Consider the following 18,321-nt stretch of genomic DNA (forward strand, 5'->3'; position numbering starts at 1 on the left):
GATTTTTAAAAATAGGGAACCTTTTTCCATCTTCTCCGTATTAATTAGGAGGGCAAGGGGCAAAAATTTTAGACAATGAAAGGGCGGAAAACGATGTGGCTTGACCTGTTTTTTATTATGATGTTCCTTATCGGATGCTACTACCTGCTGCAGCTCCGGCTCCGTATAAAAAAAGCGGCCGATTTGTCGGGACAAGCTTTATTCCCACGCACACAGGAAGAATATTCAGGCATCCTGCTGCCAGGCGAATGGAAGGAAATGCAGCCAATCACGAAAAATACTAGATCCTATCAGTATATAAAATGGGGAACCGTATGTGCTTTTTTCCTCATGGCCGGCTTCCTCCTGCTCCTGCTTTTAACCGATTGGTTTGACCCCGCCTTCTTGAATGCGGCTTATATATTCTTTGCCATTGCAAGCTTCATCCGCCAGCCGCAGAATCTATTTATCATGAAGGACGGCATGATTCTGCACGGAAGGTTTTACAGCCAGACCGAAATCCGCTCTTTTGAAACAGAGAAAATTGTCCGCTGGCATCCTCTTTACGGGCTGGACTCCCGCGCAGACAATGGCTATCAATTAAAACTCAAGGTGAAGAATCGTTTGTTTCAGCCAGGCCTCATTGCTGTGCCGGATAAAAAGCACTTAACAGCAATAGAAATCCTGCTTGGAAATATAGGTATAGAAAGAACCAGTTCAAGTGAATATGAGAGTAAAAAGGAATCCTCCAGCGGGGCATAATGCTGGAGGATTTTTTACGGCTCCTGTCACCGGGCACTTTTTTTCCACGACAGCACTGCTCCAAACAGGAGCGCACCTGCTATAAAAGTCAGAGGTAATATCCAGGGGGACGGTGCCGGTCCAAATGAAACCAAGGCCGGTGCTGAGGCAGCTTCATGCCAGGCCCTGTCCATATCAGGTTCATAGTTTTTGGTTTGTATATAGCCATTCACCATAGAATAAGCCGCATATATTAGATGGCATGATGCTGAAAGGATACATGCCTTTACTGCCAGCTTCATCGCTTCATCTCTCCTATTCTTGATTTTCTGGCTGCTAAAATGCAGCGTTAAAATCCTTCCATCCATACACACAGAGCTCGAGCTCCCGGCCGCTGCCGATTTTTATTGGGATAGCATCCTTCAGCAGTCTTGCACCCGTGTGTTCATAAAAGCTGCAGGCATCATTTTCTTTCAGCACCTTTACGATAGCAGAACGAATCCCCTCTTTTTGAAATGCTTGAAAAAGCTCTTGCAGGAGTGCCTTTCCAAGGCCAGTTCCCTGATGCTCTTCCAGCACATATAGACAGGTGACATTCCCCTTGAAACCGCCATACTCGCCTGTTTCCTCTTGGCTTCCGTCTGCAAAACCAACTATCCCGCCATTTTCCTCTGCCACAAGTACAATATTTCCGGGTATCGCGATATTCCTGTGCCACAGTTCGGTCCTTTTTTCCACGGAAAGAGCTGCTAGATATTCATCATTAATAATGCCCCTATAAGCAGTCCTCCATGTTTCCACATGGACTTTGGCGATTCCTTCTGCATCCTGGTCCTTCGCTCTCCTGATCTTCATTCTTGCCCCTCCCGCCCCCTAGGATTCCGGATATGTATTCCTTAGAAACCGGATCGATTGGAGGATCAGCTCCCTTAATACCTCTTCATCCACATCTGCCAGCTTATTGATGTACACACAGGCCTTGCCGGCTGTATGCTTGCCGAATCTTTCAAGCAGTTCTCCCCTTTGAGTGTCTCCTGTGGCAAAATAGAGGCTGATCTTTGCCTTCCGCGGGGAAAAGCCGACAAGCGGTGCGTCTCCTTCATGCCCGGTCTTATATTTATAATGATAAGATCCAAATCCGATAATGCTCTCTCCCCACATCTTCGCCTTGTATCCGCTTGTATCTTCAAAAATTTCAATCAGTCTGTATGCATCCTGCCGTTTCTTCGGGCTGTCTACATTTTCAATGAATTCTTCTACACTTTTATCATTTTCCCTCGTCTTCTGCTCGTACATCATTTCCCTCCTTAAGTTTCTATTTTACTTAGTGTACATTTCTACAGCAGGGGCTGTTCTCCTTCCTGCAGACGGCCTTTTTATAAGATGCAAAAAGCCCCGCCGTCTTGCGGCAGGGCTTCCTTTCCATCATTCACTTTTTTCGCTGGAATCGGAGTCTTGTTTCTTTTCAGCTTTATAGGCTTTCTTGAAATCACTGCTGTAGTTCACTTCCTGGGTATCGGAGAGCCCGTTGTTCTGCTCTGTGTTGAACCCTTTGTATGGTGGTTTTTTGTCTGCCATTTTAGCATTCTCCTTTCCAATTTATATTCATTATTCTTTTACCCTCCGGACATTCCTGCAAACGGAAAGTTTAGAGGCCCCCTCTAATTAGGTAAACAAAGAACAGAGGTGATGAAGAATGACATTGAAAAAGATAGGGACGCTTCCCGAATTGGTGAAGAGGGCGGAAAATGCGGCTGGTTCCCGTTTATACATCAGCCAGGAGGAATCCTCTCGTCCTGGTGCTGTTCTCGGGGACGAAGACAGTCCCAGCGGCTCCGCGATGGGTCTGGAGCTTAGTCTCCTTCTCCAAACCGGCTCTGAACAGCTTTACTACAGCAATAAATACGATGAAGAGGATCTTTACGAAGCCGACCTTGGTTTCCTGGAAGGATTGAAGGAAAATACAGATCACACCCTCCTCTCCCCCTCAGATTTCAGAAAAAGGCTGGAAAGTGCTGAATAAAAGGCTCTGAAGCTGCTTTAACGGTTATGACAGGATCATAACCGTTATTCCGCAGAGAACTTGTGAAATATTTCACAAAATAGCCATAGAGTTTGTGAATTATTTCACATTTTTAATATATAATAAAAGTATCTTAGTTAACCGCCTCGCGGGAATAGCAGACATATAACTCTTACAATTGAAGGGAGAAATTCGAGATGAAAACAAACAAAGTGAACAGGGTTGTTGTAATTGGCACTGGAGCTGTGGGCTGCAGCTATGCATACTCAATGGTCAACCAGGGCGCCGCAGAAGAAATTGTCCTGATCGATGTGAACGAAGCTAAGGCCGAAGGTGAAGCAATGGATCTTAATCACGGAATGCCGTTTGCCCCTTCCCCAGTCAGACTGTGGAACGGAACCTATGATGACTGCAGGGAAGCTGATCTTGTCGTCATCACTGCAGGCTTGCCCCAAAAGCCCGGTGAAACAAGGCTTGACCTTGTAGCGAAGAACACCGGCATTTTCAAAACCATTGTCAAACAGATTATGGCGAGCGGCTTTGACGGCATTTTTCTGGTCGCAACAAATCCGGTTGACATCCTGACATATGTGACGTGGAAAGAATCCGGCCTCCCGAAGGAAAGAGTCATCGGATCAGGCACCGTACTTGATTCAGCCAGGCTGCGCTTTAAGCTGGGCGAGTATTTCAAAGTGGATACAAGGAATGTCCACGCAGCCATCATCGGAGAACACGGAGATACGGAATTCCCTGTTTGGAGCCATAGCAGCATTGGAATTGAATCTCTTGGCAGCTTTTTGAAGCGCAAAGAAGACGTGAACCCGGACTGTCTCGAAAAAATATTCGTCAATGTACGTGATGCAGCCTACGATATCATTCAAAGAAAAGGTGCGACCTATTATGGGATCGGAATGTCACTGGCCAGGATTACGAAAGCAATCCTCCATAACGAAAATTGCATTCTGACCATTTCTGCTTATTTGGACGGTGAGTATGGAGAAAAGGACCTTTATATAGGTGTTCCCGCCATCATCAACCGGGAAGGCATCCGTGAAATAATTGAAATCGATCTCAATGAGAAAGAGAAAGAGCAGTTCAGCACCTCTGCGAAAGTATTAAAGGAGATTATGGCCAGTACACTTTAATTCAAATAGGAGCCGGCAAACCGATGCCGGCTTCTTTTTGTTTTAGATATATCAAACTACTCTTCTCCTTTCTTCATATCCTTAGATTTTGTTTCACTGTCTTCCGCAGATTAAGCAGAATGGAAAGTAGTGCGGTAACAGCGGCAAGCACAATCATCATACTACTCCTTCCTAAATATTAGTTCAAATATCCTTTATTTACCACTATATAACTCATTCTTAATACAAGACTTTGCTAATAATAGAACATATCATTAGAAATAAAGGAGGCCGCAGCATGGACAGCGAAATGGGCAAAAAGATAAGCACACTTGATTGGGAGGCGCTTCATCAATCCTTGGATGAGGCTGGATTTGTAAAATTAGGCACCCTCCTATCCCCCGCGCAATGCGATTCTCTTATCGGTATGTATGAGGATGAAAGCCTTTATCGAAGCACCATCAATATGGAGCGCTACCGTTTTGGGGAAGGTGAATACAAGTACTTCGCGGATCCCCTTCCCCCTCTTTTGCAGGAGCTCCGCTCAGCTTTTTACCCTGAGCTTGCGAAAGCTGCCAACCGCTGGCTTGCCTTGCTTGGCAAAGAGCCTGCCTATCCCGGCACCCTGGAGGAATTTCTGGAAGAGTGCAGGCAGCACGGACAGGAACGGACAACCCCGCTTATCCTGAAATATGAGCAGGGAGGCTACAACTGCCTGCACCAGGATCTTTACGGAGATGTGTTTTTTCCTTTCCAGGTATTATTCACTTTGAGCAGAAGAGGACAGGATTACACCGGCGGTGAGTCTCTTCTCGTAGAACAGCGCCCAAGAGCACAAAGCCGCGGGCATGTAATTACGCTCGAACAGGGTGAGGCCCTGATTTTCCCAACGAGCAGCAGGCCGGTCCAGGGGAAAAGAGGCTACTACAAAAACACTGTCCGCCACGGTGTCAGTACACTCTCCTCTGGTACCAGGTATGGATTGGGAATCATCTTCCACAATGCAAAATAAGGATGATAACAATGAAAGCTAATATTGGCTATAAAACACCTAAGACCATTTTGACTAAAGGCACCGGGTTCCTTTCCGGCTACAGCCACTCACTTAACCCTTATACAGGCTGTGCGTTTGGCTGCTCCTACTGCTATGTCAGAGAAATGCCAGTCTCCATCTTCCGCAGCGAAGAATGGGGCAGCTGGGTCGACGTAAAACAGGGTGCGGCAGAACTGCTTGATAAAGAAATAACAAAAGCAAAACAGAAAGGCCCTGTGACCATTTTTATGTCTTCCAGCACAGACCCCTATCAGCCGGCTGAGCACACAGAGAGAATTACCCGCTCCCTGCTTGAAGCTATGGCAGAAAACCAGCCGGATTTCTTGTTTGTCCAAACAAGAAGCCCCCTTGCAGCAAGGGATGCGGATCTGTTTCAAAAGCTTGGAGAAAAGGTCCGGATCAGCATGACAGTGGAAACGGACAGCGAGAGAATAAGAAAGCATTTTACGCCCTCCGCCCCGCCGATCCCCGCAAGGCTGAAGGCCCTGCGGGAGCTGAAGGAAGCAGGAATACCCGTCCAGGCTGCCATTGCCCCTATGCTCCCCAGCAGTGAGAAGTTCCCGGAATTACTTTTCCCCATTGTAAACCGGATCTGCATCGATGATTATTTTATGGGAGATGGAAGCGGAGGACGAAGAACGGAAAAGATCGGCATCCCTTCTCTTTACGAAGAACTGAATCTAAAAGAATGGTACAACCGGACCGCATACAGGAAACTATATAAGCGATTTACAGAAGTATTTCCTCCGGAAAAGGTTCTGATCAGCAAAGAGGGCTTCCTTCCGCAATAAGGTTTTCAGCCGCTGCTGACCCCGGAAAATAGTTGGGATCTGACCCTGAATGATTGCCTGAATTTCTGCTAATCTTAGCTATGAAAATAGACGGATGGAGGGCTTTCTATGGGTTTGGAAATGAGAAAAGAATGTGAAAGATGCAGTGCTCCTTTGAGGTTGGACGATACAGCTTTTATATGCGTATATGAATGCACTTTTTGCCGGGATTGCACGGAAGAGAGGGAGAATATTTGCCCGAACTGCGGCGGCGAGCTTGTCAAGAGGCCAAGAAAGACTGCTGCTGGATGAAGAAAGCTGTTTTTGCCGGCTTGGATAGCGCTCTTCAAGCCGGTTTACAGGCAGTATGGCGCTGGGAGAGCCGGCAGCCTGGCCCTTTATGGGTTCATACTATTAATCGGGCCTGATAATCTGCCAAATTCGACGGTTATTCTACCGATTCATGGCATAATCTACCGACTTCATACGTTATTCTACCAACTTCACCAGTTAATTTACCAACTGCTCTTTTTTAGTCCTTCCCCTCTAAAAACGCCTGTGCCTCTTCTACATCGTTCGTTTCCAGCATAAGCTTTTTCATTTCGCTTCCCCCGGTCTCAAAAATGAATATGGCCGGGACCTCTTCAAAGGAATACTTCGGAAATTCTTTGCGGGCCTCTTCAGGATCAGCAATATACCGGAGCTCGCCAACCGGTCCGCCGCTGCCGGCAAAATCGCTGAATGCTCCGCTCAAATCCTCATTACCCCCTATGATAACGACTTGATAACTTCCCGAAGATTGGCCGGATGCTCCGCATGCAGCCAGAATGGCAGCGGCTGTCAGAAAGAGAAACAGCACTATTCGTTTCATAATTTGCTTCACTCCTTTTTGTTAGATTTTAGCAGGATTATCATAAGGATCACTGAATAGTTATAAGAACTTAATGGTAAGGAGAATATCTTTCATGAAGTATAAAAAAGAGAAACTGGTTCTTGCCGGTATAGTGATCATTTTCCTGCTGCTGCATTCAACCCCTCACCTTGCCCTCAGAACCCATGTTTTTATAAGCGGCTATCCTGGTGCTGCTTTAACTTCAGGCATTATCGAGGATGACTATCATAACATAGCAGATTCAGAGGACTTTGCCAGACTAAACGGCAAGGCTTATACTCTTACAGATCCTCCAATTGAAAAAGCAACTGAAGGCCTTTTAAGAAACTATCTTGTAAGGAAATTCGGCTTCCTTTATTTTGCTGAGTATTATGGTGAAACTTAAATGCCATGCCTCATTAAGGCATGATTAAAAAGGCAGACTCCGCAGCCTGCCTCTTCTTATGCTTTAAAATGCTGAACTATGTTGCCTTTCCCGTCCCGGACCTCAATTTCCGCGTATGCTCCGTTGATCAAAGTGACCTGCGGAGGGACATGGCCGCAATCGATGTCATAAATAACAGGAACATCGAGCTCAGCTGACAGCTCCCTGTATACATCCTCTGCAGTATAGCCGCCAACTGCTGTGTTGGCGCTGCTGCGCCCGAACATGATTCCCGCACAGCCTTCGAACCAGCCGGCCATCTTCATATGAACCAAAGTCCTCCGCAGATCGGTTGTTGTCATTTCACAGTTCTCAAAATACCAGACAATAGGATCCCCGCCAAGGTGCTCCCGCTGAAATTCACGGACACGGCCATAAGTGGTGCCGATCAGATGCCTGATGACATCAATGCATCCGCCAAGCAGCCGGCCTTCCATCCTCTCCGGACTGCCGGATATGGTTTTCCAGCTCGTCGGCTCTGTTAAATGAAATACATATGGTGAAGGATTCTCATGCTGCCATTCTTTCTGATAGTTGCTGGAAGATTCCTGTTGGACCGATCCGCCCTCTTCCGTTTTCAAAACATCCAGCCACCTGGCTGTTGTTTCATCCATTTGCTCACCGCGCAGGTCAGCAAGATTGGTTCCATGGGCTGTCGCCATCCCGGTCATCAAAGTGACGGCCAACAGCAGCAAACTCGTATCCGAATAGCCTAATATCCACTTTTCTTCCATTCCGGCGAAATCCACTTTATCCAATATTTCTACTAAAAGCTCCCCTCCCCACGGAGGAATGATTAAGTCTATCCCGCTGTCTGCCATCATTTCATTGAATTCATCCGCTCTGACAGAAGCAGGGGCCGACTTTGCTTTTTCCTGTGTCCACAGAGTGTCCCCGCGCTTTACGCGGAATCCCCTTGACTCCATGCGGCTGCAGGCGGAGCGGATCATGCCGTGGAGCTCTTCCGGCACCCCTGACGATGTTGCTGTTACGCCAATGACGGCCTCTTCCTTTAAAATCGGATATTTGATCATGATTTCATTCCCTTTCTAAAGCTGCATGTGCAGCACATACTGCTCGCCCTTTTTTCCGGTGATTCGAAGGCCCTGGTCAATGAAACCAGCCTTTTTATAGACATGCTGGGCCGCATGATTGCTGTGATTGACCCCAAGGACGATTTCATTTTTATCAGGAAAATGCTTTTTTACAAAGTCAGGCAGGAGCCTCAATGATTCACCCGCAATCCCTTTCCCCTGATAGCTGGAGCTGATCGAGTAGGCACGAAGCAGCATCGCCTGTTCATTCGGGCTGTACTTGATGGCCCCGCCCTTGCCATGAAGGACGAAGAAGCCTGCTATATCCTCTCCATATTGAATGATAATAGGATGGCGGTCATCCTCCTGCAGGCAGGCCTCAATTGCAGGAACCGGCATTGAGGTAAAGCCGAGCTGCTCTTCCGGGAGCTGATAGCCCTTAAGCCGCGATTCATCTTCGTTTTTATAAAATTCAAGGGAGACTGTTTTTATCAGTGCTGTTTTTTCCATATAAGATCACCTTCTATCTTTCTTTCAGGCCCCGATGCCGCAATTACCTTAGGGTACCCAGCCTTTCGTTAAAGAACGTATATTCGATTATGCAGGCTCATATTCCTGCTAATTCCTCAATATTTTTATAAAAAAAAGCTCAATGAAACACACATTACATATTTAAGCTCTGATTGCAGGGTCCCCGCCCAACCAAAAAGAGCGGACCTTACCCGACCTGAATGAGGGAATCATCGCCAGGCTAAAAAATAAGCGGATAAATTTTCCTTTTTCAAAAAAGTTCAAAATATAGCTCTAATAGACGGAGAAATTCCGGCTATCGATTAGAAAAACAGGAAAACGGGCTACTGCGCTCCGCTTAACCGGAATTTCTAATTAAAACGCCCCATAATAGCCTTTTGAGCAAGCCTGCAGCCATTCCTTAACCCGGAGAATCTGCATCTTCTAATCCCGCTTCCCATCAATGGCTGCCCTCATACCCTGGAAACGTAATGCTTGTTATGACAGGATCTTTATTTCCATACCATTCATAAGCAATGTCGTAGATTCCGCCAACTTCAATCATATTCCAGACGTTTTCGTCCTCGACCATCAGCTTCCGCCCATTAAGGAGAATATAATATTCTGTGCCCTCTTTTCCTTTATCTTCAACTGCCGCCGCTTCTGCTTCTCCTGTATGTATGATGAAATGGTTTCCGGCCAGCAGGAAGAAAATGATTAGAATAGCAGCCGCAGCCATCACTCTATACCTTTTCATTTGAAACCCTCCCATAGCTTTCCTTCATATACGCGCTGACCTCAGGGAAGGTTTCAGGCTGTACACGCAAATCTGGAACCTTCTCCTTTTTTAAAATACAATAAAAGATATATCCAGCGGGCAGGAGGCTTTTTTATGAAAAAGATCATTAAAGTTGCCCTTATCATTGTTTTAGCTGTTATCATCGCAGGCGGTGCGGGATTTTACATTTGGGCCCAGGCAACGTATAAACCGTCTGAAGAACTCTTTAAATTAATCGGTGAAGAAAATATCCGGCATGAGAATGATTGGATTGTCTTTGATCCGGGTGCAGTGAAGAAAGCAGGGATCATCATTTACCCTGGAGCCAAGGTGGAGCCAGAGGCATACAGCTATTTGGGCGGGCGGCTTGCTGAGAATGGGTACCTGGTGCTGGTGCCGGAAATGCGCCTGAATTTCTCCATCCTCGAGGGAAATAAAGCAGACGAACTAATCGAGCATTATCCAGAGATTGAGAGATGGTATATTGGAGGACATTCCCTCGGAGGAGTTTCCGCTGCTACTTATGCGTTTAACCATGCGGACCAGATTGATGGGGTCATCCTGCTCGGTTCCTATCCAAGCAGCGGCTCTGACTTTTCAGATTCCACGATGCCCATGCTTTCGATCTATGCGGAAAAAGATGGACTGACCACACCCGGGAAGATTGAGAAAACACGGCATTTGCTTTCTGATGGAGCAGACTTATATGGAATAGAAGGCGGCAACCATGCACAATTCGGCATGTATGGACCTCAAAAAGGAGACAATCATGCTAGCATTCCGCCTCAAAGACAGCAGGATTTAATAGTAAAAGAAATTTTGAGGTGGCTTGAAGCCCGTTCCTGACCAGGATTATTATTACTGTCCTAAACAAAAAAGGGCCTCAATGGCCCTTACACCTTCTCCTTTATCTGCCTAAGCTCTTCCTCGAGCAATGAGAGCCGTCTGTTGATGCTGTTTATCTGGGTTTGAACATCATTGTTGGATGTTTGGCCTGCATTGTCTCCACTTACTTTATCTGCCGCCGTTTTAATTACTTTCGTGAGGTCATCTTTATTGAACTTCAATTCTAATCCCCCTTGCCTGTTTTTTGGGGATATTCCCGGACAGCTGCTTTATCAAACACATCAGGCTGTTTTGGTATAGGAATTCTTCTTAAATTACGCCTTGTTCCTTCAGCACCTGCCTGATCATTTCCTTATGGCTGTCCGGATCGAACCAGGAATTATTCACCACAGCCTTTTTCAGATCAAGCTGCTTCATCGTGTCCAGCTCCAGCTGCTTCCTTGCCTCCAGTACCTTCAGCGTTCCCTCCAGGCCTTTCCATCCGCGGCTGAGTCCGTACCCTTGGCCAGTGTAATATTCGGTGAAGCCCTCGAACCACTCTGCCGGCCTCTCTTTCACAGCCTTTCTGAAGGCTGACTCAGGATCGTCCTGCTCCAGATAAATAAGAAGCGGATCAAGTTCTTTAATCGTTTCGCCAAGCCGCTTAACATAAGCCATGATTTCATTTGCCGGCTCATTGTACTTGATCATCCCGATGGTTAAAGGATTCTGAATGAAGCAGCATTCGAATATATACACCGCATCTCCATTTGCTTCTTCTGCAAAGCTGAGCCAGCTGGCCTCCATCAGCTCCATATGCAGCTTCATAGGCAGTTCGTAAATATCAGTCCGGATAATAGGATCCAGCAGGCCTTCAGGAAATGCATCAGGATATTTCCGTTTCATTTTTTCATATAGAACTAGATAATAGCCATTCTTTTTGATTGTATATTGTTTAATAAGTTCTCCTTGGCCGCCTGCTTCCTTCAGCAGTTTCTCCATCTCTGCTTCCGCCGCATAAGCGACTCCATCATAGTCGGCAGGATGGTCGAGATTGCCTTCCAGAAATAATCTGGTCTCCAGCCCTGCCTCATCGAGTATCTCTTTTGTATATCTGGCAGTTGTTGACTTACCGAAGCCGGGAAGCCCCTCAACGAGTATTAGTTTGGCTTTCATTCTTTGCACCTCTGTTGTCTTGAGATAAACTTTTGCTTTCTTCTAATTCGCCGCCAGCTGGCGTATTTCCTTTTTCAGCAGGCCTTTGGGAGCAGGTTATTTTCCAGGTTATTGGAAAACCTATTCTTATATCATTGATAAGAGGGTAAAAAAATGCAGTCATCATTCGTTATATTTTTCATTATTGCAGGGCTCGTCCTTGGAGTCTGGAGAAGCTTTGCACAATACTACAGCACGCTCTTATTCTGGATTATTGCCAATCTTGCTTATGAGCTTCTCCTGTATAATTATCGGGTCTGGGAATTCAAGCCTGTTTGGATTGATCATTTATTATTGCCTACTCACAATTCCATTTCGATGGCGATTGCTTTTATTATCTACCCTTTCGTCCTGCCCATTTTTCTCGGGCGGCTTCCGGAAAAGCTGAAGGCACAGGCTGGCTGGATTCTTCTTTGGTCAATCTTGTTCACTGGTGTGGAGCTCATCGCCTATATAAATGACAGCATTATCCATCATCATGGCTGGTCCTTCCGCTGGTCCTTTTTGTTCAATATCGTGACCTTCACACTTCTGATTGCCCATTATCGCAAGCCATGGCTCGCCTGGCTCCTTGGCGGGATTTTTATAGCAGCTCTCTATCTTATATTTGATGTTCCGACTCCCTATTAAGGAAAACGGTATGCAGTTTAGTTTATTAAATATAGTGCGGAGGTTATAGTATATATACAGACTATAACGATAAGCGGTGAAAAAATGACAAACGAGTACAGCCAGTTAAAGCTCGAAAATCAGCTTTGCTTCCTTCTTTATGCTGCTTCAAGAGAGATGACCAAGCAGTATAAGCCACTTTTAGATAAGCTTGAAGTCACCTATCCTCAATACCTTGTCCTTCTCCTTCTTTGGGAAAAGAAAAGCCTGACCGTGAAAAAACTTGGGGAGCTTCTCTACCTCGATTCCGGCACCCTTACTCCCATGCTGAAGAGGATGGAGCAGCAGGGGCTCCTGAACCGGGAAAGATCTGCTGAGGATCAGCGCTCTGTATTTGTGACACTGACAGAAAAAGGAATATCTCTTCAGGGTCAGGCAGAATCCATCCCTGGGAAGATCTTCGAAATGAGCGGCGCAAACGAAGAGGAATACAACTCGCTGAAAACCTCCCTTCTGCAGCTTTTACAGATCCTTCATCATAAACATGAGCAATAAAAAAGGATGCCAGCCAAGCGGGCATCCTTTTTTATTTTACTGAACTACTTCAAGCTGAACTTCAATATTCCCATTCACAGCTTTTGAATATGGGCAGACCCCATGTGCTTTCTCTACCAGTTCATTCAGTAGGCTGTCCTCGATGCCTGTTCCTTTCACCTGCAGAACAACCCCGAGCTTAAAGCCTTGATCGCTTTCGTCTTTTAAAAGACTAACATTTGCAGTCACTTCAGATTGAAAAGAGACTCTTTCTTTCCTTGCAACCATCTGCAGCGCACTGTCAAAGCAGGCTGCATAGCCGGCCGCAAACAGCTGCTCAGGATTTGTAGCTTCAGGAACTTCCTTTTTTCTTGGAGTTCCGGGCATCGCTACATCCAAAGCCAAATTCCCTTCTGCTGATGAAACCCGGCCTTCTCGTCCGCCAACTGCTGTTACTGATGCTGTGAATAATGGTTTTGTCATGTGAATCACTCCTATATTTCAGTTGTGTACAATTAAATTTTATAAAACCAATAACGAAATATCAATGTTTTTGCTCAAAAATAAAAACCACAGCAGGCACTGTGGTTTTGGAATGATATTAATCCGCAAATCTTTTAACAAGTACATATTGGATGATTGGATACGTAATATAGGCGATGCACAAAGCGATAAAAAGTGTGTAATTCTCTCCCTTGCTGACAAGGAAGAAGTCGATGATCCATAACAGCATTAGTGCCGCTAATACAACATAATAGCTGACTCTGGCACTGTCCTTAATGATTTGCCTGCCCATTTCATCTTTCTGAACTTCCTTCCTCGTTCCCCATGTGATGAACTGGACCCATCCAATCAGCAAGGCGATGATCACGAGCAGCTCTGCTGACCCAATAGATGCTCCATCAATTTTAATATAACTGATGAAGGTTCCCCCAAAATAAAGTGTTGCCGCTATCAGTAATACGAGCGCTGCTATTTCTTTACCTTTCATCTCTCATTCCCCCTGCTCCTAAAATGGAATAGCTGATCCACTGTCATGCCAAGGGACTCTGCCAGCTGAAAGGCAAGTGCAAGGCTGGGATCATATTTATTGTTCTCGATTGCATTAATCGTCTGGCGTGAAACGCCGCATGCTTTAGCCAGCTCTTCCTGGGAAAGGCCGCTGCTTTTTCTCACTTCTTTGATTTGATTTTCCATTCACACCACTCTGCCGTATTTTTGTCAAACATGTTTTACATTTACAGAATAACATGACAGGATTTTACATGTCAAACATGTTTTACATTTCCCTAAAATAAAAAAGAACCGCAGAGGCTCTTTTTCACATGAAAGAATACTTATTAGATATATCCTGTCTTTTCAAGCATTTTCCGGGCTGTACTATTCAGTGATGGAAGGGAGTGCAGGGGGAAGTAGGCCAGCTCCAGGCTTTCTCCGTCTTTTTTTAAGATGCCCTCTATGTCAACCGCTTTATAGACTGCCGTTGCATTATAAATTTCATCTCCATGGGGAAATTGATAATAAAACTCTTTCCCTGAGACGAGCGACAGCAGCTCCAAAGATTGGGCCGTTAAGCCCGTTTCCTCGTAAAGCTCTTTCCGTGCCGTCTCTTCAAAAGAATCGCCCAATTCCATCCCGCCTCCAGGAATCCCCCAATCCAGTGTATCTGACCTCAATTGAAGCAGAATCTCTCCCTTATCATTGAGAACGATGACCGCTGAACCGGGAGCAATGATTGGCTCTGTACCGATATATTTCCGTAAAGATTGAATATAATTCATAGGAACTCCTTTAGAAAGACTGGAATTGACGAATATCAGAAATGATGTTCTTTAACAGATCGATAGATTGGATGGGATCACCGCTAAGTTCCAGGCTGTGATCGCCTCCCTCCACTACTTTAATAGAAAGATTGGGATTCCCTTTAATCCTTTCAATCCGTTCCCAAGTGAAAAAAGGATCCTGATCCCCAATGATACAGAGCCCTTTATGGCTGCCCGCCGCCATGCTAGTCAATACAAACTCTTTTTGAAGCAAAGGGGTCAGCCATACTGCTTTCGCATCCAGAAAGCTTTGATCCTTCAATAGATAAGGCAGTGCCATGGTTCCTATCGATTTAGCAGCGATATAATAATGGTCATACCCTTTATTTTTCAGTGCATCTTCAATCGCAGGCCGGACCGCTTCAGCCAGGCCTTCTCCAGATAAGGCCATCTGCTCTTCACGATTAAATGTGTAGTTGAGATGAAGAACATCGAAGCCCTTGGAGTAAAATAACCCTGTACAAAAATGAAGCAGCGGAGCCTGTGCCGTATACCCTGCCCCCGGCAAAATAATCGCCAGGCTATCAGCTGTTTCTTTTTGCTCTATTAATCTGGAAGAAATTTTAGCATGATTTACTTTGTTTGCTGTCATATTTGACACTCCTTCAGACGCTGTGATTTTTACATAAATAATCGCTCTATCTGCTGACCCTCAGCCGAAAGGCTCTCTCTAATAGAAAAAGATAGCCAGAATAATAAACAATAAGAACGTAAAAATAACCCCAAACAACAGCTGCCATAATAATTGCCTGAACTTTTTATCGTCTGTTTGAGCTTCTTCCCCGTCCTTAAGAAGAGATAAAATACCAGAGGTGAACATGGCATCCCAAAGCTTCCAGGTTTCCCGCTTTTTCTCATTCATAGCCTTCACCCTTTCTAAAAAGTACAGAGGATCTTTCAGCCCATTTATTCTGTCTTTGCCTCCATAAAAACATTCCCGTTCAGCTGATATTCTTCAATTAGGTCATCAGACAGCCTGATGGCTTCCTTCCAATTGTCTGCCGGAGCTGCAATCATCATTCCTTCAGAACCAGTCCAAACACCGTCCTTATTGAATTTTTGAATTGTAAGCCGGCTAAAGGACTTGGCAGCATGAATCTGGCCAAAAGGAATGATTTCAGTATTTGAAATGCCATTCTTGTGAGGGAAGTGGACATAGGATACGTGTGCAGAATTGTTTTGATCAAATTTCAGCTCCAATTTCCTGTCCTCGGGCGGCACAGAAATGCTTTGCCCCTCAATCTCAATCGTTCCTTCAAAGATTCTATCCCCAGTCATTGTAAAGCGCTGCTGCCCGTCTATTTTAATATTAACTTTCTTTCCATTCTCAGCTTCTCCCAACTGGTAAATCAATCCGCTCAGATCCCTATGAATGTTTTTCGGAGAATAATACCAAAACGCAATACCCAGTATGGCAATTACAGCTGCGAGGAAGTACTTCTTCATCGAAACCCTCCCATATAGCCAGGTTGATATCTTACTTCTATAAGTACTTCTTGAATCCCTTGCTCACTGCCCCGTCAAATCCCTCATGTTCAAAAAACTGATGGGCCATTTGCCGCTTGGAGCTGCTTAACAGCATAATTCTATGGCAATCCAGCGATCTGCAGTAATTCTCTGCATATTGCAATAGCTTCTGCCCAATCCCGCAGCCGCGATGATGTTCATGAACCACAAAGTTCTCAATTACGCCATAAGGCCTTAAGCCATGCAAGGCCTGCAGACATATATTGAGTGTCAGCGTTCCGAGAAGGATTCCTTCTTCATCGTAGACAAGCAAAAAATTATTGGGGTCAGTTTTAATTATCTTAATTTGTTCTCCCAAAACATTCCTTTTCCTGCTATGAGGAACCAGCATTCCATAAAGTTCGGAAATTTGCTTCTGATCGGCTTCTTCGGCTTCACGGATCAAAGAGCCCTGCCTCCCTTTTAAAAAAATATCAGTTAATGGAGAGATTCTACCCCCCCCTATCACCTTATTCAAGCAGCACGCCTATTCATCACAAGCTGATAACTATAGAAAAGCAGGCCAATGATGTACAGGCCAATCAGGCTGAAAAAAGAAACTTCATTCAAGTAACCAAGCAGTGCCAGTGTAATGGTGCCAATGGAATATAGCCCAATCATTAAATTGAATGCTTTGGATTTTGCCTTTTGGACGATTTTTTCACTTCCTTTGTCCTTTTCTTTCAAAGTTTCAAATCTTTTATCCATAATGAACATAATGCCTGCAAACAAAAGCATGATCCCAAGGAAACTGACTGCGATTGGAACTAAATCCATCCTTGTAAATGGTATGTTTAGTACGTCTGCTCCAATGATTCCGAAGATTATTCCCATAGCTGTAAAAATAAAGCCGGCCGCAGCAAGGAACCATGGCCATATCAGCCTCTTCATAGCACAACTCCTTTATACAAGTTTCCATAATTATACATTCGCGTTCCAACTATGTAAACTCACAAAAAACGAAGACTGCTTCTTTAGCAGCCTTCGTTTTTTTTCGTTCATTATTCTGGGATATATGGCAGCTCCAATGTCTTCGGGATATTGATGACATGCACTTCGAGATAGGATTTCAGCCCTTCTTTGCCGTATTCGCGGCCCACACCGGACTGCTTTACGCCTCCGAAAGGAAAGCGGACATCAAGTCCCTGTACGGCAGCGGTATTGATCATTGTGGTGCCGGCCTCAATCCTGCGCGCAACCTTGATCGCTTCTTCTTCATCTCCCCAGACAGAGCTGGTCAGTCCATAAATGCTTTCATTATGAAGCTGGATCACCTGCTCTTCGTCATCATAGGGAATGATCGGGACAGTCGGCCCGAATTGCTCTTCCACTACGATCGGGTCATGCGGATCTGCACCGAGGACCAGTGTGGGCTGAAGGAAGTAGCCGTTGTCCATCAGATCCGGGTCAAGGATTTTGCCGAGCTGGATAACTTCTGCACCCTTGCTCCTTGCATCCTCAACCAGACTTTTCACATACTTCACCTGTCCAGGGTTATTGACCGGCCCGACGGTTACTTTCGGGTTAAATGGATCACCAACCCGGATCCATTTATCTGCGGCTTCCCTGTATCTCTCCACGAAACTTTTATAAATGGATTGATGCACATACACTCTTTTGGCAATCATGCAGATCTGGCCTGACGTCAGGAAGTTGGAGATGACCATACGGCGCATCGCCTTCCCATCATTAACATCAAAGCTTGGCAGCACGATGGCAGCATCATTCCCGCCCAGCTCAAGTGTCATTTTCTTAATCGTCTCAGAGGCAGCCTTCATAATGCTCTTAGCTGTTTTAGTTCCGCCAGTAAACGCAATTTTTGCTACCTTTGGATTGGATGTAAGCTCAACCCCGACATCTGCCTCCCCATGAACAAGATTAAGGACCCCCGGCGGGAATTCGGAAGCAATGATCTCCACCACCCGGCTGACAGCAAGGGGCGCAAATGGGCTTGGCTTCAGCACCATCGTATTTCCTGTCAGCAGTGCAGGGGCTATTTTAATCGTTGATAGCGATATCGGATAATTCCACGGCGTGATGGCTGACACCACGCCGATGGGATCATAGGTAATAAGGGTTCTTCCGTTGTCATGCTCCTTCACCTGCGGTTCTGTTACCTCTTTTACATTCTGGCAGGCAAATTCCATCCACATCAGGGAAACGGCAATCTCCCCTTTCGAATCCCACAGTGCCTTGCCATGCTCCCGCGACAACAGCTCCGCAATTTCCGGGGTGGCATCTTTGATTTTCCGGATAGCGCGCTCCATACGTTCGACCCGGTCTTCTACCTTGCTGACTTTCCACCCGCTGAATGCATCATAAGCTGCATCTATCGCTCTGATGGCCTCCTCTTTTGTGTTGACAGGTGCATATCCTGCGATTTCCTCCGGATGGGCAGGATTTTCACGGGGAAAGTTTTTCCCAGTCGGTGTTTTCTCTCCATTTATGATTGCATCAATCTTTACTGGCTCCCTGTTCAT

30 protein-coding genes are annotated in these 18,321 nt (G+C 45.6%); 10 read left to right on the forward strand and 20 right to left on the reverse strand.

The features are described 5' to 3' along the window. Positions 1-75 precede the first annotated feature (75 nt). Positions 76-741 carry a hypothetical protein gene (locus ABU165_RS10690; RefSeq protein ID WP_318060646.1) on the forward strand — a complete coding sequence of 222 codons (666 nt, stop codon included), beginning with the start codon at positions 76-78 and terminating at the stop codon, positions 739-741. A 26-nt stretch (positions 742-767) separates the two neighbouring features. Here the strand turns inward: ABU165_RS10690 and ABU165_RS10695 are convergent, their stop codons facing one another. The 4 genes from ABU165_RS10695 to ABU165_RS10710 all read right to left on the reverse strand — a co-directional run bounded on the left by ABU165_RS10695 (position 768) and on the right by ABU165_RS10710 (position 2,298). Further along, a complete protein-coding gene (locus ABU165_RS10695) occupies positions 768-1,022 on the reverse strand; it encodes a hypothetical protein (protein WP_022543303.1) in 255 nt (84 codons plus the stop codon). Positions 1,023-1,056: 34 nt separating this feature from the next. Further along, on the reverse strand, positions 1,057-1,575 hold the full coding sequence (locus ABU165_RS10700) for a GNAT family N-acetyltransferase (protein ID WP_009792398.1): 519 nt from the start codon (positions 1,573-1,575) through the stop codon (positions 1,057-1,059). Between the two features lie 18 nt (positions 1,576-1,593). Continuing rightward, positions 1,594-2,016 carry a DUF1801 domain-containing protein gene (locus ABU165_RS10705; protein WP_094768049.1) on the reverse strand — a complete coding sequence of 141 codons (423 nt, stop codon included), beginning with the start codon at positions 2,014-2,016 and terminating at the stop codon, positions 1,594-1,596. Between the two features lie 129 nt (positions 2,017-2,145). Next, complete coding sequence (locus ABU165_RS10710; protein ID WP_009792401.1) at positions 2,146-2,298, reverse strand: YfhE family protein; 153 nt, start codon at positions 2,296-2,298, stop codon at positions 2,146-2,148. Between the two features lie 118 nt (positions 2,299-2,416). Here ABU165_RS10710 and ABU165_RS10715 point away from each other — a divergent pair, with 118 nt between their 5' ends. The 5 genes from ABU165_RS10715 to ABU165_RS10735 all read left to right on the forward strand — a co-directional run bounded on the left by ABU165_RS10715 (position 2,417) and on the right by ABU165_RS10735 (position 6,003). Next, positions 2,417-2,743 carry a hypothetical protein gene (locus tag ABU165_RS10715; RefSeq protein ID WP_009792402.1) on the forward strand — a complete coding sequence of 109 codons (327 nt, stop codon included), beginning with the start codon at positions 2,417-2,419 and terminating at the stop codon, positions 2,741-2,743. Between the two features lie 197 nt (positions 2,744-2,940). Continuing rightward, positions 2,941-3,888 (forward strand): L-lactate dehydrogenase, encoded by a 948-nt coding sequence (locus ABU165_RS10720; protein WP_101551986.1) that lies wholly within the window; start codon positions 2,941-2,943, stop codon positions 3,886-3,888. A 277-nt stretch (positions 3,889-4,165) separates the two neighbouring features. Further along, on the forward strand, positions 4,166-4,879 hold the full coding sequence (locus tag ABU165_RS10725) for a 2OG-Fe(II) oxygenase (RefSeq protein ID WP_009792404.1): 714 nt from the start codon (positions 4,166-4,168) through the stop codon (positions 4,877-4,879). 11 nt (positions 4,880-4,890) lie between these two features. After that, positions 4,891-5,712 carry an SPL family radical SAM protein gene (locus tag ABU165_RS10730; RefSeq protein ID WP_318060647.1) on the forward strand — a complete coding sequence of 274 codons (822 nt, stop codon included), beginning with the start codon at positions 4,891-4,893 and terminating at the stop codon, positions 5,710-5,712. A 108-nt stretch (positions 5,713-5,820) separates the two neighbouring features. After that, complete coding sequence (locus tag ABU165_RS10735; protein ID WP_318060648.1) at positions 5,821-6,003, forward strand: DUF1272 domain-containing protein; 183 nt, start codon at positions 5,821-5,823, stop codon at positions 6,001-6,003. Positions 6,004-6,223: 220 nt separating this feature from the next. Here the strand turns inward: ABU165_RS10735 and ABU165_RS10740 are convergent, their stop codons facing one another. After that, on the reverse strand, positions 6,224-6,562 hold the full coding sequence (locus ABU165_RS10740; protein WP_248138685.1) for a hypothetical protein: 339 nt from the start codon (positions 6,560-6,562) through the stop codon (positions 6,224-6,226). 94 nt (positions 6,563-6,656) lie between these two features. On the opposite strand from ABU165_RS10740, the gene ABU165_RS10745 reads away from it, so the two are divergent. After that, positions 6,657-6,968: a hypothetical protein gene (locus tag ABU165_RS10745; RefSeq protein ID WP_148950606.1), complete on the forward strand. Its 312-nt coding sequence runs from the start codon at positions 6,657-6,659 to the stop codon at positions 6,966-6,968. Positions 6,969-7,024: 56 nt separating this feature from the next. Here the strand turns inward: ABU165_RS10745 and ABU165_RS10750 are convergent, their stop codons facing one another. The 3 genes from ABU165_RS10750 to ABU165_RS10760 all read right to left on the reverse strand — a co-directional run bounded on the left by ABU165_RS10750 (position 7,025) and on the right by ABU165_RS10760 (position 9,308). Further along, positions 7,025-8,041: a S66 family peptidase gene (locus ABU165_RS10750; RefSeq protein ID WP_318060649.1), complete on the reverse strand. Its 1,017-nt coding sequence runs from the start codon at positions 8,039-8,041 to the stop codon at positions 7,025-7,027. Between the two features lie 15 nt (positions 8,042-8,056). Then, a complete protein-coding gene (locus ABU165_RS10755) occupies positions 8,057-8,551 on the reverse strand; it encodes a GNAT family N-acetyltransferase (protein ID WP_148975994.1) in 495 nt (164 codons plus the stop codon). A gap of 460 nt (positions 8,552-9,011) precedes the next feature. After that, positions 9,012-9,308: a hypothetical protein gene (locus tag ABU165_RS10760; RefSeq protein ID WP_318060650.1), complete on the reverse strand. Its 297-nt coding sequence runs from the start codon at positions 9,306-9,308 to the stop codon at positions 9,012-9,014. 135 nt (positions 9,309-9,443) lie between these two features. Here ABU165_RS10760 and ABU165_RS10765 point away from each other — a divergent pair, with 135 nt between their 5' ends. After that, positions 9,444-10,175, forward strand: coding sequence for an alpha/beta hydrolase (locus tag ABU165_RS10765; protein WP_094768042.1), 732 nt, complete (start codon positions 9,444-9,446; stop codon positions 10,173-10,175). 47 nt (positions 10,176-10,222) lie between these two features. Here ABU165_RS10765 and ABU165_RS10770 read toward each other — a convergent pair whose 3' ends face one another. Both ABU165_RS10770 and ABU165_RS10775 read right to left on the reverse strand, forming a co-directional pair. Then, on the reverse strand, positions 10,223-10,396 hold the full coding sequence (locus ABU165_RS10770) for a hypothetical protein (RefSeq protein ID WP_009792415.1): 174 nt from the start codon (positions 10,394-10,396) through the stop codon (positions 10,223-10,225). A gap of 88 nt (positions 10,397-10,484) precedes the next feature. After that, on the reverse strand, positions 10,485-11,330 hold the full coding sequence (locus tag ABU165_RS10775) for a P-loop NTPase family protein (protein WP_101551994.1): 846 nt from the start codon (positions 11,328-11,330) through the stop codon (positions 10,485-10,487). Positions 11,331-11,483: 153 nt separating this feature from the next. Here ABU165_RS10775 and ABU165_RS10780 point away from each other — a divergent pair, with 153 nt between their 5' ends. After that, the gene (locus ABU165_RS10780) at positions 11,484-11,999 is read left to right on the forward strand and encodes a CBO0543 family protein (RefSeq protein ID WP_009792417.1); all 516 of its coding nucleotides are present in this window, start codon (positions 11,484-11,486) and stop codon (positions 11,997-11,999) included. Between the two features lie 84 nt (positions 12,000-12,083). Further along, complete coding sequence (locus tag ABU165_RS10785; protein WP_009792418.1) at positions 12,084-12,533, forward strand: MarR family winged helix-turn-helix transcriptional regulator; 450 nt, start codon at positions 12,084-12,086, stop codon at positions 12,531-12,533. Positions 12,534-12,569: 36 nt separating this feature from the next. Here the strand turns inward: ABU165_RS10785 and ABU165_RS10790 are convergent, their stop codons facing one another. From ABU165_RS10790 to ABU165_RS10835, 10 genes are all read right to left on the reverse strand, one after another. Beyond that, positions 12,570-12,995 (reverse strand): organic hydroperoxide resistance protein, encoded by a 426-nt coding sequence (locus ABU165_RS10790; RefSeq protein WP_009792419.1) that lies wholly within the window; start codon positions 12,993-12,995, stop codon positions 12,570-12,572. A gap of 118 nt (positions 12,996-13,113) precedes the next feature. Continuing rightward, positions 13,114-13,503: a hypothetical protein gene (locus ABU165_RS10795; RefSeq protein ID WP_009792420.1), complete on the reverse strand. Its 390-nt coding sequence runs from the start codon at positions 13,501-13,503 to the stop codon at positions 13,114-13,116. Further along, a complete protein-coding gene (locus ABU165_RS10800) occupies positions 13,500-13,709 on the reverse strand; it encodes a helix-turn-helix transcriptional regulator (RefSeq protein WP_009792421.1) in 210 nt (69 codons plus the stop codon). Before ABU165_RS10800 ends, ABU165_RS10795 begins: the two co-directional genes overlap by 4 nt. Positions 13,710-13,852: 143 nt before the next feature. After that, on the reverse strand, positions 13,853-14,293 hold the full coding sequence (locus ABU165_RS10805) for an NUDIX hydrolase (RefSeq protein ID WP_148950613.1): 441 nt from the start codon (positions 14,291-14,293) through the stop codon (positions 13,853-13,855). A gap of 10 nt (positions 14,294-14,303) precedes the next feature. Further along, entirely contained in the window at positions 14,304-14,927 is a 624-nt protein-coding gene (locus ABU165_RS10810; RefSeq protein WP_224952132.1) for an alpha/beta family hydrolase, read from the reverse strand. A gap of 78 nt (positions 14,928-15,005) precedes the next feature. Further along, positions 15,006-15,197 carry a hypothetical protein gene (locus ABU165_RS10815; protein WP_094768041.1) on the reverse strand — a complete coding sequence of 64 codons (192 nt, stop codon included), beginning with the start codon at positions 15,195-15,197 and terminating at the stop codon, positions 15,006-15,008. A gap of 44 nt (positions 15,198-15,241) precedes the next feature. Further along, complete coding sequence (locus ABU165_RS10820; protein ID WP_101552015.1) at positions 15,242-15,781, reverse strand: hypothetical protein; 540 nt, start codon at positions 15,779-15,781, stop codon at positions 15,242-15,244. Between the two features lie 37 nt (positions 15,782-15,818). Beyond that, entirely contained in the window at positions 15,819-16,247 is a 429-nt protein-coding gene (locus tag ABU165_RS10825) for a GNAT family N-acetyltransferase (protein WP_170939471.1), read from the reverse strand. 68 nt (positions 16,248-16,315) lie between these two features. Then, complete coding sequence (locus tag ABU165_RS10830; RefSeq protein WP_094768038.1) at positions 16,316-16,732, reverse strand: hypothetical protein; 417 nt, start codon at positions 16,730-16,732, stop codon at positions 16,316-16,318. Positions 16,733-16,842: 110 nt separating this feature from the next. Beyond that, positions 16,843-18,321 (reverse strand): aldehyde dehydrogenase family protein, encoded by a 1,479-nt coding sequence (locus ABU165_RS10835; RefSeq protein WP_094768037.1) that lies wholly within the window; start codon positions 18,319-18,321, stop codon positions 16,843-16,845.

Source organism: Cytobacillus sp. T106 (assembly GCF_040492155.1).
In the GTDB taxonomy this organism is placed as follows: domain Bacteria; phylum Bacillota; class Bacilli; order Bacillales; family Cytobacillaceae; genus Bacillus_AB; species Bacillus_AB infantis.